The following is a 15,930-nucleotide window of genomic DNA, read 5'->3' on the forward strand; positions in this document are numbered from 1 at the left end:
GGATCATAAAAGCGGAGACGATGTGAAAAGAGCAGTGCTAATTCTGTTGCTGGGCGGTTGGTTAAACACGGCCTGGGCAGGACAGTGGACCATTGCGGTGCTGGCGCTACGCGGCGATGCCCATGCACTGGCCCAGTGGCAACCCTTGGTCGACCACCTCAATCGCCAGTTTCCCGACGACCATTTCCAACTGTCGCCGCTCAGCCTGACCGGCATCGATGACGCGGTCCGTAACCAACGCGTGGATTTTTTGCTCACCAACCCGGCGCAATATGTTCAGTTGGATAACCGCTACCCGTTGCGCTGGCTGGTTTCACTGCGATCCGCCCAACAGCCGCAACAGGCCTCAGGCAACGTGGTCGGCAGCGTCATACTGGTGCGCCACGACAGTCCAGTCACCACGGCCAGCCAGTTACTCGGTAAAAAGGTTGGTGCCGTCGCCGCTGACGCCTTTGGCGGCTACCTGCTGGGGTATAAAGAACTGCTTGGTGCCGGCCTGCAGCCGGAGAAAGACCTGCAACTGCACTTCAGCGGTTATCCGGCGGATGCCCTGCTTTATCAGTTGCGCGATCGGGCGCTGGATGCGGTGATAGTACCGGTTTGTCTGTTGGAGAAAATGCAGGCGGAAGGCTTGCTACAGGCCAGCGATTACCGCGCCCTGTTGGCGAAGCACAGTGACCAGCGCTGCCTGACCAGCACCGAGCTGTATCCCAATTGGTCATTTGCCGCCTTAAACCACGTCCCGGATCGGCTGGCAGATGAGTTAACCCGTCAGTTACTGCAGATAAAGGCTCCCGGCCTGCCGGTTTGGGGTGCCCCGGCGTCATCCCGCCAGGTTAATCAACTCCTGAGCGATTTGAATATCCACCCAACCCAGCGATCGCTCTGGCAAGAGGTGTCCCTTTGGGCGCAGCAACACCTGCTGCTGCTCGGTGCCATTTTCGGCGGAATGCTGCTGCTTGGTACTAACCATCTGTGGATTGGTCATCTGGTCCGCCGTCGCGGGCGTCAGCTCGAACAGATGCATCAGACGCTGCGCGCCAGGGAAACCGCCCTGGCCCAGGCGCAACGCCTCAGTACCCTGGGGGAGATGGCTTCCGGCTTTGCTCATGAGCTCAACCAACCGCTGGCGGCGATCCGGCATTATGCGGAGGGTTGCCGCATTCGTCTTGAGCGCAGCGATCGACAGCATGAACTGCTGCCGATCCTCGAACAGATTGGTCAACAGGCACAGCGTGGCGCGGAAAGTATTGTCAATTTACGTCGCTGGGCCAGCAAGACTCCGCACCATGAAAACGCGCAGCCCCTGTTATTGCGACCGCTGGTGGAACACCTGATTAAACTGATGCAGATAGAACAGCAGTACCCGCAGTGCCAGATAACCCTGGCCATCCCGGACCAAAGCCAGTTGTATAGCCAGACGACGTTATTGGAGCAGGTGCTCGCCAATTTGCTGAGTAACAGTCTGCAAGCGGGTGCCCTACACATCACCCTGCGACTGGAAACCGACTCCCATCAGCAACGGCTGATGGTTGAAGATGACGGCGGCGGTCTGAACACCGAACAGCTGACACTGCCGTTCGTGCCGTTTCGCAGCAGCAAGCAGGAAGGCCTCGGCCTGGGGCTGGTGATCTGCCAGCGGCTACTGAAGAACCAGGGCGGTGAGCTGACACTGGAAAATTACTTTTCCACCCCTCAACGACAGGGGCTGCGCGTGACTCTGCACTTCCCCGTGATCCAAAAGGAAACCCGCCATGGCGCTAATACATCTGGTCGATGACGACTTAGCCGTCACCGACGCCTGTCGCTTTTTACTCGAGGGACTTAACTATCGGGTGCAGATCTGGCACGACAGCCAAAGGTTCGTCGATCAAGTCAGTCTTTATCAATGCGGTGTGGTGATGCTGGATATTCGGATGCCGGGCATGGACGGACAACAGGTTCATCAGCAACTGCGCCGACAGGAAAGTACGCTGGCGGTGGTGATTGTCACCGGTCACGGCGATATTGCCATGGCCGTGGCGGAGATGAAGCTGGGGGCCGTGGATTTCTTGCAGAAACCTATTGCTGCCGCGCCGCTGATCGAAGCGCTGGATCGCGGGATCGCCCATTCTCAATGCCGGCTGGAACGCCACCAGTTGCAGCAGCGTTTCAGTGCGCTGACGCCGCGTGAACGCGAGATAGCCCGCGCCGTGGCCGCCGGAATGACCAATAAGCTGATTGCCGATCGTCACTTCATTGCGGTGCGTACCGTTGAGGTACATCGGGCCAGAGTGATGGAAAAAATGCAGGCTGACAGCCTGGCAGAGCTGGTGAACTCACTCAACCAATTGACGTTAACCGAACGCCCGGAGAGTGAAGTCAGCCGCCTATAGGCAAAAAAATGCCGGTCGGGATAAGCCGACCGGCATGATATTTTCAACTTACGGGCAAATCACGGCATAATCGAGGGCTGATCTGCGCCCTCTTTTTCCACTTTCTGCTGCAGCATGTGTTCGCGTTTCATACCCAGTTTCAACGCCAGCGCGGACGCCACGTAGATAGAAGATATGGTACCGATAGACACACCAATCAGCATAGCCAGAGAGAAGCCGTGCAGCATCGCGCCGCCGAAGATGTACAGCATCAGAACCACCATCAGGGTGGTACCGGATGTCATCAAGGTACGGCTCAGCGTCTGGGTCAACGACACGTTCATGATTTCGTAAGGCGTCCCGCGGCGGATCTTGCGGAAGTTCTCACGAATACGGTCGGAAACCACGATGCTGTCGTTCAACGAGTAACCGATAACCGACATCAATGATGCGACGATGGTCAGGTCAATCTCGATACGGAACAACGACAGCACGCCCATGGTGATAATCACGTCGTGCGCCAACGCGATAACCGCCCCCAGCGCCAGGCGCCATTCGAAGCGGAAACCGACGTAGATCAGAATACAGATCAACGCCACCAGCAGCGCCATGCCGCCGTTTTGCGCCAGTTCGGTGCCCACGCTCGGGCCGACGAACTCAATCCGCTTCACGGTGGCGTTTTTATCCACCGTGTCGTTGATCACGCCGATCACTTTGTTACCCAGTTCCTGGCCTGCGGTGCCGATCGCCGGTGGCATACGCACCATCACGTCACGGCTGCTGCCAAAGTTCTGAATCACCGGGTCCTGGAACCCGGCTTTTTCTAGCGTATCGCGCATCAGATCGAGGTTGGCCGGTTGTTCCAGGCTGATTTCAATGACGGTACCGCCAGTGAAGTCCAGACCCCAGTTAAAACCACGCACCGACATAATGGCGATTGACGCGATCAGCAGCACCAGCGAGATGCCGAAGGCCACGTAATCCCAGCGCATAAAGTCATAGACTTTACGGCCGTAGTTGAGTTGTTCAACAGTATAATCCTGTGCCACAACGCACTCCTCAGATAGACAGCTTGTTAATGCGTTTGCCGCCGTAAAGCAGGTTGACGATGGCACGGGTACCGACAATCGCGGTGAACATGGACGTCGCCACACCGATTGCGGTGGTAATCGCAAAGCCTTTAATCGAACCGGTGCCTACTGCGTACAGAATAATCGCGGTGATCAGGGTGGTGATGTTGGCATCAACGATACTGGAGAACGCGCCTTTATAGCCCTCATGGATCGCCTGCTGAACGGAACGTCCGTTCTTCAGCTCTTCCTTGATACGTTCATTGATCAGTACGTTGGCGTCGACCGCCACCGCCAGCGTCAGCACGATACCGGCAATACCCGGCATGGTCAGCGTCGCCCCCGGCAGCAGGGACATCACGCCGACAATCAGCACCAGGTTGGCGACCAGCGCCGTGGTCGCGATCATGCCGAACTTACGGTACCAAACCACCATAAACACGATGGATGCCACCAGGCCCCACAAACAGGCTTCCAGGCCTTGGGTGATGTTCTGTTGTCCCAAGGTCGGACCGATAGTACGCTCTTCCACGATCTGGATAGGCGCAATCAGCGCACCGGCGCGCAGCAGCAGCGAGAGCTGGCGTGCTTCGTTCGGGTTGCCGATACCGGTAATACGGAAGCTGTTGCCCAGACGCGACTGAATGTTCGCCACGTTGATCACTTCTTCCTGTTTCACCAGGATTGCACGGCCGTTAGCGTCTTTCTTGCCGCTGTCCTTGTACTCCACAAACAGGGTCGCCATCGGCTTGCCGATATTGTCCTTGGTGAAGTTGGACATTGCGGTACCGCCGGCACTGTCCAGCGAGATATTAACCTGCGGCTGGTTATATTCGTCGGTGCTGGAGGTGGAGTCGGTAATGTGGTCACCGGTCAGGATCACTCGCTTGTACAGCACAACCGGCTGGCCATCACGGGTGTCTTTTACTTCGGAGTCGCCCGGCACGCGGCCGTTGGCTGCCGCAGTGGTATCCGCGTTGGTGTTAACCAAACGGAATTCCAGAGTCGCAGTGGCACCCAGAATCTCTTTGGCGCGTGCGGTATCCTGAATACCCGGCAGTTCGACCACGATGCGGTCAGAACCCTGGCGTTGTACCAGCGGTTCGGCAACGCCGAGCTGGTTAACACGGTTACGCAGGATAGTGATGTTCTGCTGCACCGCATACTCACGCGCTTCGCTCAGGCGGGCATCCGTCAAGCTGGCTTTCAGAGTATTGGTGCCATTGGCCGAGAGCACCATATCGCGCTGACGCGAGCTGATGTAGCTGATGGCCTGATCGCGGGCAGCATCGTCACGGAAACGCACTTCCACGCCGTTGTTGTCCAGCTTGCGGATAGACGCATAAGGAATGCCCTTTTCACGCAGTTCACTGCGCAGGGTGTCCATGGTCTGTTCCTGCAGCTTGCTCAGTGCAGTGTCCATGTCCACTTCCATCAGGAAGTGCACACCGCCACGCAGATCCAGACCGAGTTTCATCGGTTCGGCGCCCAGCATGGCCAACCAGGTCGGCGTTGCCGGGGCCAGGTTCAGTGCCACCACGAACTTGTCGCCCAGTTCTGCCATCAAGGCTTCACGGGCGCGCAGCTGAATATCAGGATTGCTAAAGCGAGCCAGGATGGCGCCATTTTCCAGCGCAATCGACTTGCTCGCGATCTTGTCTTTTTCTAATACGGTACGGACTTGGTCCAGCGTAGTTTCACTGGCGGCGACACCGCGCGCGCCAGTGATTTGTACAGCCGGATCCTCACCATAGAGGTTGGGAAGCGCATAAAGCAGACCGACGAGGATCACGACGATCAGCATCAGATACTTCCACAAAGGATAACGGTTTAGCACGGCAATTCCCTTCGGGAAAACAAAATTACAGGGCCTTCATGGTACCTTTCGGCAGAACGGCCGCCACGAAGTCACGCTTGATCATCACTTCCGTGGTGTCGTTCAGCGCAATAGCGATAATGCCGGTGTCAGCCACTTTGGTCACGCGGCCAATCAGGCCGCCGGTGGTCAGCACTTCATCACCCTTGCCGATCGAGTCCATCAGTTTCTTGTGCTCTTTAGCGCGTTTCTGCTGTGGACGCAGGATCATGAAATAGAAAATCAGGCCAAAAACCACCAGCATAATGATCAGAGAGTACGGGCTTCCCTGAGACGGAGCTCCTGCGGATGCGACGGCGTCAGAAATGAAAAAGCTCATTGAAATTCCCTCATTAAGTTATCAATTATTAATTCAAGCGTTTAAAGGTGGAATCGGTTTACCGATCCGACCGTAGAAATCCGCAACAAACAGCTCTAATTTACCCTGTTCAATGGCCTCGCGTAAACCCGCCATCAGGCGTTGGTAGTGACGCAGGTTATGAATGGTGTTCAATCGGGCACCCAGTATTTCGTTGCAACGATCGAGATGATGCAAGTAGGCGCGGCTGTAATTGCGACACGTGTAGCAATCACAGTCTTTATCCAGCGGAGAAGTATCATCCTTGTGCTTGGCATTACGGATTTTTACCACACCGTCAGTCACGAACAGATGACCGTTACGGGCATTACGCGTTGGCATCACGCAGTCGAACATATCGATACCGCGACGCACGCCTTCAACCAGATCTTCCGGTTTGCCCACGCCCATCAGGTAGCGTGGCTTATCTTCCGGAATTTGCGGGCAAACATGTTCAAGAATGCGATGCATATCCTCTTTTGGCTCACCGACTGCCAAGCCGCCCACAGCGTAACCATCAAAACCGATATCCACCAGCCCTTTTACTGATACATCACGTAAATCTTCGTAAACACCGCCCTGAATAATGCCGAATAAAGCGTTCTTATTATTCAGTTCGTCAAAACGCTGACGGCTGCGCTGCGCCCAGCGCAGGGACATTTCCATCGAGCTCTTGGCGTAGTCCCAGTCTGCCGGGTACGGCGTACATTCGTCGAAGATCATGACGATATCGGAACCCAGGTCATACTGGATTTCCATCGATTTTTCCGGGCTGAGGAACACTTTATCGCCGTTAATCGGATTACGGAAATGAACGCCTTCTTCTTTAATCTTGCGCATCGCGCCCAGGCTGAACACCTGGAAGCCACCGGAGTCGGTGAGGATCGGGCCATGCCACTGCATGAAATCATGCAGATCGCCATGCAACTTCATGATCTCCTGCCCTGGGCGCAGCCACAGGTGGAAGGTGTTGCCCAGCAGGATCTGCGCACCGGTCTCTTTCACTTCTTCCGGCGTCATACCCTTTACCGTGCCGTAGGTGCCGACCGGCATAAAGGCTGGGGTTTCCACCACGCCACGTTCAAAGATCAGGCGGCCACGGCGAGCGCGGCCATCGGTTGTGTCTAATTCGTACTTCACAAAGCCTCCAGCATCAGAGAAACAGTCTGATGTCGTTAAAACAGGGTTGCGCCAGATGCGCAGCCCAGGAAATCAGGCGCCTACGGACTCTTGCTCCGCCTGCGGGTTACGGCTGATGAACATCGCATCGCCATAGCTAAAGAAACGGTACTGCTCGGCCACCGCCTGCTGATAGGCATGCATGGTGTTTTTATAACCGGCAAAAGCGGAAACCAACATAATCAGCGTCGACTCCGGCAGGTGGAAATTGGTCACCAGCGCGTCGATCACCTGATAGTGGTAACCCGGGAAAATAAAGATGCTGGTATCGCCGAAGAACGGGGCAATTAATGCCTCTTTGCTGGCGTTGGCGGCGCTTTCCAGCGATCGCACCGAGGTGGTGCCTACTGCCACCACACGTTTACCACGCGCTTTACAGGCTAAAACTGCGTCAACCACGTCCTGCGGCACCTCTGCGTATTCGGCATGCATGACGTGTTCTTCGATAGTTTCCACCCGCACCGGCTGGAAGGTGCCCGCGCCCACGTGCAGGGTGACAAACGCCATCTCAATACCCTTATCACGCAGCGCTGCCAGCAGCGGCTCATCGAAGTGCAGCCCGGCGGTCGGTGCCGCCACGGCGCCCGGTTTCTCGCTGTAGACCGTCTGATAAAGCTCACGGTCGGCGTCTTCGTCAGGACGGTCGATATACGGCGGCAGCGGCATATGGCCGACGGCATTAAGGATAGTGAAGACGTCGCGCTCATCGTTAAAGCGCAGTTCGAACAGCGTATCGTGGCGCGCGACCATGGTCGCGGCGATGCTTTCGTCGTCGCCCAGCAGCAGATCGGTGCCCGGTTTGGGAGCCTTCGAGGCACGAACGTGCGCCAGCACCCGGTGGTCGTCCAGCACCCGCTCGACCAGCACTTCAATCTTGCCCCCGCTGACCTTGCGGCCAAACATGCGCGCCGGGATCACCCGGGTGTTGTTGAACACCAGCAGATCGCCGGCTTCCAGGTTATCCAGCAGATCGGTGAATACGCCATGCTTAAGCTCCCCGCTCGGCCCGTCCAACTGCAGCAAGCGGCAAGCGCTGCGCTCTGGTTGAGGGTAGTGGGCAATCAGGGACTCGGGAAGTTCAAACGAAAAATCGGCGACGCGCATGGCTCTATTCACTTCTTCAATATAGGACGGGTTGGTAAAAAACAGGCGGCCTAGTCTAAAGCTGCGGGCGGTCAGCGGCAAGAAATAAGGAGGATTTGCATGACTTCAGGTATAGTTGCCGGATGAATTTTCTCGCTCATCTCCATTTGGCCTCGCTGGCGGAAAGCTCGTTGCTGGGCAATCTGTTGGCCGACTTCGTGCGCGGCAACCCCGCAGGCGAGTACGATCCCGCCGTGGTGGCCGGCATTATGATGCACCGCCGCATCGACGTCCTGACCGACAGCCTGCCGCAGGTAAAGGCCTGCCGCGCGTATTTCTCTGATGAGCACCGGCGCGTGGCCCCCATCACGCTGGACGTGGTGTGGGATCACTTTCTGGCGCGCCATTGGCAACAACTGGAGCCCTCTCTCAGCCTGCAGGGGTTTACCCAGCACGCCCGCAGCCAGATCGTGCCGCATTTAGCGCTGACGCCGCCGCGTTTTCAGAATTTGAACGGCTATTTATGGCCGGAACGCTGGCTGGAGCGCTACGCCGAGCTGCCGTTTATCGGCAACGTGCTGGCAGGTATGGCCAGCCGTCGTCCGCGCCTTGCCGCACTGGCCGGTTCTTTCGCCGACGTGGAGCGCAACTATCATCAGCTTGAAACACAATTCTGGCAGTTTTACCCACAGATGATGCAGCAAGCCAAAGACAAGCAGCTGTGAGGCCAAGCCAAAGCCTTTGAAAATGCGATGCTTTACAAGAAATTGCTTTTTAACCCTTGCCCTTTTATGGGAAAAGGTTATTTTTAAAGACTGCTAAATTTAATCACCGACTTTGATAGGTGAAAGCTATCTCATTGATTGGTCTTTTACCCTTTCTTCACCAAGTCGTGGCCCCTATACTGGCCCTTGCTTTTACATCAACCCCTTAACACCTATTACAGGAGTAATTATGGTCCTGGTAACTCGTCAAGCCCCTGACTTCACTGCAGCTGCCGTGCTCGGCAGTGGCGAAATCGTTGAAAACTTCAACTTCAAGAAGCACCTGAACGGCAAACCAGCCGTACTGTTCTTCTGGCCGATGGACTTCACCTTCGTATGTCCTTCTGAGCTGATCGCTTTCGATCACCGCTATGAAGAATTCCAGAAGCGTGGCGTTGAAGTGGTTGGCGTTTCATTCGACTCAGAATTTGTCCACAACGCATGGCGTAAAACCCCAGTCGAGAATGGCGGCATTGGGGAAGTGAAATACGCAATGGTTGCTGACATTAAGCGTGAAATTCAGAAAGCTTACGGCATCGAGCACCCAGAAGCGGGCGTTGCCCTGCGTGGTTCTTTCCTGATCGACAAAGACGGTGTGGTTCGCGCTCAGGTTGTTAACGACCTGCCAATCGGCCGTAACATCGACGAAATGATCCGTACCGTTGACGCGCTGCAATTCCACGAGCAACACGGCGAAGTTTGCCCGGCTCAGTGGGAAAAAGGCAAAGCAGGTATGGGCGCATCACCGGACGGCGTAGCTAAATACCTGTCTGAGAACGCTTCCAAGCTGTAATTTCAGCCTGCAAGTGTATCAACCGGCCCTCACGGCCGGTTTTTTTTGCCCTTTTTTAGGGCAGCCGCCTCCATTATGTGCTTCATTTCCTTGTTTCCGCTCACATTTACCTGGCTGTTCTCCGCGCTATCCCTGAACTCTGACTAGTATCAATAACGCTGGCCCGCTCTTTGCACAGCTGGAGAGGCAAGCCAAACACAATAAGAAAACTGACAGGGTAGGAATAACTATGTTTTTACAAAAATGGAGCAAACCGCTGACCATGGCGGCGCTGCTGGTCAGCAGCAGCCTGTATGCCGCATCCAATCCGGCGGTCGAAGCCAAAAACGGCATGGTAGTGACATCGCAACATCTGGCCTCGCAGGTCGGCGTGGATATATTGAAACTGGGCGGCAATGCGATTGATGCCGCCGTAGCCGTCGGCTATGCACAGGCAGTAGTTAACCCTTGCTGCGGCAACATTGGCGGCGGTGGTTTTATGACGGTGCACCTGGCCGACGGCACCGACACCTTTATCAACTTCCGTGAAACCGCGCCAGCAGCGGCCAGTGCCAATATGTATCTGGATGCCGCAGGCAACGTGAAGAAAGGCGCCAGCCTGTACGGCTATCTGGCTGCGGGCGTGCCGGGCACCGTGTTGGGCATGGAAACCGCACGCAAAAAATACGGTAAACTGAGCCGCGAGCAGGTGATGGAGCCGGCGATCAAACTGGCACGCGAGGGCTTTGTTTTGACCCGTGCCGATACCGATATCCTCGATACCACCATCGCACGCTTTAAACAGGATCCGGAATCTGCCCGGATCTTCCTGCGCCCGGACGGCACGCCGTTACAGCCGGGCGATCGCCTGGTGCAGAGCGACCTGGCCAATACGCTGGAGGCCATTGCCAAAAACGGCCCGGATGCCTTCTATAAAGGCAAAATTCCACAGGCGGTTGAGGCAGCCGCCAAACAGGGCGGAGGCATCCTGACCGCAGCCGATTTCGCCAATTACAAAGTCACCGAAACCCCACCCATTACCTGCAGCTATCGCGGTTATAAATTTGTTTCGGCCCCGCCACCCAGCTCCGGTGGCGTGACGCTGTGCGAAATCCTCAACGTGGTTGAAGGTTACGATCTAAAAAGCATGGGCTTTAATTCGGCAGCGGCCATCCACACCATGACCGAAGCGATGCGCCACGCCTATATGGACCGTAATACCTACCTCGGCGACCCGGAGTTCATCAAAAACCCGATCGACAGGCTGGTCAGCAAGAGCTATGCCGAAGAGATCCGCAAGAAAATCGTCGCGGATAAGGCCACACCGTCAGAGAACGTGCAGCCCGGCATGGAACCCCACGAGAAGCCGGAAACCACCCACTATTCGATTGTCGATCATCAGGGTAACGCCGTTTCCACCACCTATACCGTCAACGGTCGTTTTGGCGCGGTGGTGATCGCCCCGGGCACTGGCTTCTTCCTCAACGATGAAATGGACGATTTCACCGTCAAAGTGGGTGAGAAAAACCTCTATGGGCTGGTGCAGGGAACCGCCAACAGCATTGCCCCCGGTAAGCGCCCACTATCGTCAATGAGCCCGACACTGGTGACCAAAGACAATAAAATCTTTATGGTACTCGGCTCACCGGGCGGATCACGCATCATCACCATCACGCTGCAGACCGCACTGAACGTGATCGACCACGGCATGGCACCGCAGGAAGCTGTCGATGCGCCGCGCATTCACCATCAATGGCTGCCGGATGAGGTTTATTACGAACAACGTGGGGTTTCTGCCGATACGTTGAAAATTCTCAGCGGTATGGGTTACAAAATGGTCGAACAAACACCCTGGGGCGCCGCCGAACTGATTCTGGTTGGCCTGCCAGGTGCGGCAGGCGTCAGTCCGGCTAACTCAGGCAATGACTCTGCGGTGTCCGGCAAGGTGCGCGAAGGCTACCTGTACGGTGCCAACGACGTTCGTCGCCCGGCAGGTTCCGCCGTAGGCTATTGATCTGACTGGGCGTGTAAACGCCTACTAACTTATCCAGGGGCCGGAAAATCGGCCCCTGTCAGCCTTACCCTACCCGCCGCCACAGACTCACCGATTCCTCGCCCAACAGCAGCGAGATCGCGTTCAGCTCATTATTCAACTCGCCGTCCCCTTCCAGACGTTGCCATTGGCCTTTGGCCAGCAGTGGGCTGTGCGGCAAGGTCACTTTGCCGCTCCCGCCACGCTGTAACGCCACCAACACCTGTTCCTGCTGATAGAGACGCACAAATATCAGTGTTTCTGCCGCAGCATGCAACACCTGACAGCCGCCGCGACGCAGTGCCAGGCTCTGTTTACGCAGTGCTGCCATACGCTGGCACAGGGCCAACAGGCTGTGATCCCACTGGCTTTCGTCCCACGGGAAAGGCTTGCGGCAGAACGGATCGTTGGCACCATCCAGGCCAATCTCGTCGCCGTAATATAAGCAAGGCACGCCGATCCAGCTCATCAGCCACACCGCCGCCATGCGCATCCGCGCCTGATTGCCCTGCAGCAGTGTCAGAAAGCGCGCAGTGTCATGACTGTCTAGCTGGTTGAACTGAATCAACTGGCGGCCATGCGGCAACCCGGCCCGGTAGCCATCCATCCACTGGGCACAGTCCGCCGCATCCATCTGCACCGGGTGGTGCGCCACGTCCAGCCCGGCGAGGAATCCCCGCACCGGCAGGGCAAAGCCCATGTAGTTCATCGCGGCATCTTCCACACCGGCATGCAGCCAGCGACGCGCGTCGCCAAAATGCTCGCCCAGCACGTAAGCCTGCGGGTTTTCCTGTTTAACCGCCTGATAAATGCCCGCCAGATGTTGCAGGTTGCCGGTGGCACCGCCGTTTTCACCCAGCATATGCACCACGTCCAGCCGCCAACCGTCAATGCTGTACGGCGGCCGCAGCCAGTGACGCACCACGCTACCGTCGCCGCGATAAATCGCCTCTGCCACCTGTGGCTCGGCAAAATTGAGCTTCGGCAGGCTGGCATTGCCCTTCCAGTCGAGCGCGCGGCCATCGGGGTAGAAATTGAACCAGCCGCGGTACGGTGAATCCGGGTGATGGCAAGCGCCGTTATCACCCTGCTGGTGACGGTCAAACCAAGGATGCGAATCACCGGTATGGTTAAATACCCCGTCCAGCACCAGTTTCATTCCCACCTTGTGAGTACTCACTCGCAAACGCTGCAGGGCGGTGTTACCACCGAGATAGGGATCGACCTGGTAATAGTCTTCGGTATCGTATTTATGCACGCTGGGTGCGGTGAAAATCGGATTCAGATACAGCGCCGTCACGCCCAGCTGCTGTAGATAAGGCAGTTTTTGGCTAATACCCTCCAAATCGCCACCGTAGAAGGTGGACGCGGCATGGTGGTCTTCCAGCGGATGCTGCCAATCGTGGCGCACCACATCGCAACCGGCCGCATGATGACGATAGCTGCCGCTCTGAATGCCATATTCCCCCCCGCTACTGGCAAAACGGTCGGGGAAAATTTGATAGAAAACCTGATCCGCCACCCAGGCTGGGCTGCTGTCGGGCATATCAACAGCAAACTGTGCCAGTTGCCCCGGCGGCGTCACCGACCAGCCCTGGGGGCCGAACCATTGCTGACGATCGGCCCAAACCAGCTTGAAGCAGTAACGGCGGGTCGGCTCGCCCTCATTCAGCGTCAGGCTGGCCTGATAGCGATGCAGCCCGTCAATCTGCTGCACTTTCATCGTCAGCAGCCATTCTTCATTATCCGGTTCGGCACGTAAAAATACCCGTTCGGGCACATCATCCCCCTGTAACCACAACGTGATATCAAGGCGCTGCCCCTTCTTCACCACGAAGGGCGGGACCGGTTGATGCCAGGCGTTAAACATGACTTTCCTCCTGCTGTACAAAACGAAATCGACGACGTTATTCAATGCCACGAACAATGCCACGTTGAGTGCCAGTCCCCCTCCTCTCTGGCCGGTAAACTCGGGGAGGAGCCGGGGGGTGGAGATAGTCAGTCAGCGGCAAGCCTATGTAAAAAAGGGTAAAAAGACGCACATTATGGCCCGCAGCCATTAGGCTAACCTGTTTTGAGTCTATTGGATATTTTTTGCACATTTTTTAAAGGAGCGGCAATGCAACAACAGATAACCCTGTGGCTGGAGAAGTTCGGGCTGGAATTTAGCGGGGTGATGTCCCTGCTGATGGTGCTGGGACTGATCGTCCTGATTTCTGTGGTGATCCATCTGGTGCTGCACCGCGTGGTACTGAAGGCGATCCAGCGCCGTGGTCAGCAATCGCAGCGCGTATGGCAACAGGCAATCACCCAGTACAAGCTGTTCCAGCGCATGGCGCTGTTACTGCAAGGGGTGATCATTAATCTGCAGGCCGTGCTGTGGTTGCACGCCGGTGGCCAGACCCAGGCAATTATCGTCACCGCCGCCCAGGTGTGGATCATGGGCTTCGCGCTGCTGTCGTTGTTTTCCCTGCTGGATACATTGTTGGCGATGCTACGCCAAAGCCCGATTTCAAACCAGTTGCCGTTGCGCGGGATTTTCCAGGGGCTGAAGCTGGTCGCGGCCATTCTGATTGGCATCATGATCGTCTCCCTGCTGATGGGTAAGTCACCCCTGCTGCTGCTCAGCGGCCTGGGTGCGATGACCGCCGTACTGATGTTGGTGTTTAAAGATCCGATCCTCGGCCTGGTGGCCGGTATTCAGCTGTCCGCCAACGATATGCTGACCATTGGTGACTGGCTGGAGATGCCGAAATACGGCGCGGACGGCGCGGTCACCGACATCGGCCTGACCACGGTAAAAGTGCGCAATTGGGATAATACCGTCACCACCATCCCGACCTACGCCCTGATCTCCGACTCCTTTAAGAACTGGCGCTCAATGTCCGAATCCGGCGGACGCCGCATTAAGCGCAGCATCAATATCGACACCACCAGCGTGCATTTCTTGTCGGATGAAGAGCAGCAACGGCTGAACCGCAACCCGCTGCTGCAACGCTATCTGAACGATAAAACGCAGGAGCTAAGCCAACATAACCAGCAGATTGCCGTCGATCTCAGTTCTCCCCTCAACGGCCGCCGCCTGACCAACCTGGGTACGCTGCGCGCTTATCTGGTGGCGTATCTGCGCGCCCACCCGAATATTCATCAGAATATGACGCTGATGGTGCGCCAGCTGGCACCGCTGCCGGAAGGATTGCCACTGGAGATTTACGCCTTCACCAACACCACGGTGTGGGCCGAATACGAAAGTATTCAATCGGATATTTTTGACCATATTCTGGCGGTGATTAACGAATTCGATCTGCGGGTGCACCAAACGCCAACCGGCAACGACATGCGCAGCATGCTTAGCCAAATGCGACAGACGGCGGAGATTTCCTGACGCAGGCTGACGTAACTGTTTCAGCCGGTAATGACTATCAACCCAGGGGCAACGGATGTCTCGGCCCGCTTCTCTTTCGGCCTAAAAACAGCGTTAATGCATTGATTATCGCCCGCTGAAGGAAAAGAGGATTGCTGAAACCATTACGCCACCGGCTGTTTGCTCTGTTGGCCGCCCTGATGTTTATCGGCTGCTTGCACAATGCTTCACTGGACGAAAGCCGTATGAGTCAGACCTTGCAGCCGGCACTGAGTACCCTGAGCCGCAACATGCAGGATATCCGCGAGATGCTGGCGCGCGCAGCAGGTGAAGAGAAGGAAGATCAGTTGAATGACGGCAGCCTGCGTATCGAAGCCCGAGCCTCCGGCGACGATGAGCCCGAGGAAAAACGTTAAACGAAAGAGGTTACAAAACAGTCAAATTCATTGCGTCATACGCGGCACAGAACTATGATGCGTATAGCGCAACACCCAAGGAGCCTTCAGGATGATAAAAAGCTTCAGGCATAAAGGACTAAAGAAATTTTTTGAAACCGGTTCAACGGCGGGTATCGATACCAAACAGGCGAAAAAAATCAGCCTCCGTTTGAGCGTGCTGGACCTGGCCAAGGAAATCAATGATGTAGATCTCCCTGGTTTCTTTTTGCATTCGTTAACAGGCGATCGAAGCGGGCTCTGGTCAATAACTGTAACCGGTAACTGGCGAATCACTTTTGAGCTGACAGAGGGTGACGTCTATATCGTTAACTATGAGGATTACCATTAATGACTCAAATGTTTAACCCGCCGCATCCCGGAGAGCTGATAAAAGAAACCATGGAGACATTAAACCTCAGCGCTCGTGGTCTGGCTAAAGCGCTGGACGTAGCGCCATCAACGGTACAGCGCCTTATTACCGGCAAATCAGATATTTCCCCAGAGATGGCTATCCGTTTGTCGATAGTCATTGGCAGTTCAGAACGGGTATGGATGGGAATGCAGGATGCTTACGACCTTTGGCACGCCAGGCAAACTATCGATGTATCAAAACTACGTAAACTGGATTTTGCGTAACGGGCACGATTGAACTTACGATAAAA

The 15,930-nt window shown here is 56.1% G+C and carries 15 protein-coding genes; 9 read left to right on the plus strand and 6 right to left on the minus strand.

All coding sequences use genetic code 11. From position 1 onward, the window contains the following. Positions 1 to 22 precede the first annotated feature (22 nt). Both ttrS and ttrR read left to right on the plus strand, forming a co-directional pair. The gene (gene ttrS, locus OC597_RS14095; protein WP_262209175.1) at positions 23 to 1,780 is read left to right on the plus strand and encodes a tetrathionate respiration histidine kinase TtrS; all 1,758 of its coding nucleotides are present in this window, start codon (positions 23 to 25) and stop codon (positions 1,778 to 1,780) included. Next, a complete protein-coding gene (ttrR, locus tag OC597_RS14100; RefSeq protein ID WP_261251683.1) occupies positions 1,755 to 2,375 on the plus strand; it encodes a tetrathionate respiration response regulator TtrR in 621 nt (206 codons plus the stop codon). The genes ttrS and ttrR overlap by 26 nt, the downstream gene beginning before the upstream one ends. Positions 2,376 to 2,434: 59 nt before the next feature. Here ttrR and secF read toward each other — a convergent pair whose 3' ends face one another. The 5 genes from secF to queA form a co-directional block, all read right to left on the minus strand. After that, the gene (gene secF / locus OC597_RS14105; RefSeq protein ID WP_085115433.1) at positions 2,435 to 3,403 is read right to left on the minus strand and encodes a protein translocase subunit SecF; all 969 of its coding nucleotides are present in this window, start codon (positions 3,401 to 3,403) and stop codon (positions 2,435 to 2,437) included. 10 nt (positions 3,404 to 3,413) lie between these two features. Beyond that, complete coding sequence (gene secD / locus OC597_RS14110) at positions 3,414 to 5,261, minus strand: protein translocase subunit SecD (protein WP_261251682.1); 1,848 nt, start codon at positions 5,259 to 5,261, stop codon at positions 3,414 to 3,416. A gap of 25 nt (positions 5,262 to 5,286) precedes the next feature. Next, positions 5,287 to 5,619, minus strand: coding sequence for a preprotein translocase subunit YajC (yajC, locus tag OC597_RS14115; RefSeq protein ID WP_012005503.1), 333 nt, complete (start codon positions 5,617 to 5,619; stop codon positions 5,287 to 5,289). A 33-nt stretch (positions 5,620 to 5,652) separates the two neighbouring features. Beyond that, positions 5,653 to 6,777: a tRNA guanosine(34) transglycosylase Tgt gene (gene tgt / locus OC597_RS14120; protein WP_085115431.1), complete on the minus strand. Its 1,125-nt coding sequence runs from the start codon at positions 6,775 to 6,777 to the stop codon at positions 5,653 to 5,655. Positions 6,778 to 6,849: 72 nt separating this feature from the next. Continuing rightward, positions 6,850 to 7,920, minus strand: a complete 1,071-nt coding sequence (gene queA, locus OC597_RS14125; protein ID WP_262209176.1) for a tRNA preQ1(34) S-adenosylmethionine ribosyltransferase-isomerase QueA — start codon at positions 7,918 to 7,920, stop codon at positions 6,850 to 6,852. A 122-nt stretch (positions 7,921 to 8,042) separates the two neighbouring features. On the opposite strand from queA, the gene OC597_RS14130 reads away from it, so the two are divergent. The 3 genes from OC597_RS14130 to ggt all read left to right on the plus strand — a co-directional run bounded on the left by OC597_RS14130 (position 8,043) and on the right by ggt (position 11,449). Beyond that, positions 8,043 to 8,624 (plus strand): ACP phosphodiesterase, encoded by a 582-nt coding sequence (locus tag OC597_RS14130; protein ID WP_261425483.1) that lies wholly within the window; start codon positions 8,043 to 8,045, stop codon positions 8,622 to 8,624. Between the two features lie 229 nt (positions 8,625 to 8,853). Next, positions 8,854 to 9,456 carry a peroxiredoxin C gene (locus OC597_RS14135; RefSeq protein WP_012005499.1) on the plus strand — a complete coding sequence of 201 codons (603 nt, stop codon included), beginning with the start codon at positions 8,854 to 8,856 and terminating at the stop codon, positions 9,454 to 9,456. A gap of 229 nt (positions 9,457 to 9,685) precedes the next feature. Further along, the gene (ggt, locus tag OC597_RS14140) at positions 9,686 to 11,449 is read left to right on the plus strand and encodes a gamma-glutamyltransferase (RefSeq protein ID WP_262209177.1); all 1,764 of its coding nucleotides are present in this window, start codon (positions 9,686 to 9,688) and stop codon (positions 11,447 to 11,449) included. Between the two features lie 64 nt (positions 11,450 to 11,513). Here the strand turns inward: ggt and malZ are convergent, their stop codons facing one another. After that, entirely contained in the window at positions 11,514 to 13,337 is a 1,824-nt protein-coding gene (gene malZ, locus OC597_RS14145; protein WP_262209179.1) for a maltodextrin glucosidase, read from the minus strand. A 249-nt stretch (positions 13,338 to 13,586) separates the two neighbouring features. Between malZ and OC597_RS14150 the strand changes: the two genes are divergently transcribed. The 4 genes from OC597_RS14150 to OC597_RS14165 all read left to right on the plus strand — a co-directional run bounded on the left by OC597_RS14150 (position 13,587) and on the right by OC597_RS14165 (position 15,904). Continuing rightward, positions 13,587 to 14,852 carry a mechanosensitive ion channel family protein gene (locus OC597_RS14150; protein WP_099062309.1) on the plus strand — a complete coding sequence of 422 codons (1,266 nt, stop codon included), beginning with the start codon at positions 13,587 to 13,589 and terminating at the stop codon, positions 14,850 to 14,852. A gap of 131 nt (positions 14,853 to 14,983) precedes the next feature. Further along, on the plus strand, positions 14,984 to 15,247 hold the full coding sequence (locus OC597_RS14155; protein ID WP_262209181.1) for a hypothetical protein: 264 nt from the start codon (positions 14,984 to 14,986) through the stop codon (positions 15,245 to 15,247). Positions 15,248 to 15,338: 91 nt separating this feature from the next. Beyond that, a complete protein-coding gene (locus OC597_RS14160) occupies positions 15,339 to 15,617 on the plus strand; it encodes a type II toxin-antitoxin system RelE/ParE family toxin (RefSeq protein WP_099062311.1) in 279 nt (92 codons plus the stop codon). Continuing rightward, positions 15,617 to 15,904, plus strand: coding sequence for a HigA family addiction module antitoxin (locus OC597_RS14165; RefSeq protein ID WP_085115422.1), 288 nt, complete (start codon positions 15,617 to 15,619; stop codon positions 15,902 to 15,904). The genes OC597_RS14160 and OC597_RS14165 overlap by 1 nt, the downstream gene beginning before the upstream one ends. The last annotated feature ends 26 nt before the right edge of the window (positions 15,905 to 15,930 follow it).

This window comes from Serratia proteamaculans (assembly GCF_946227095.1).
GTDB lineage: Bacteria > Pseudomonadota > Gammaproteobacteria > Enterobacterales > Enterobacteriaceae > Serratia > Serratia proteamaculans_E.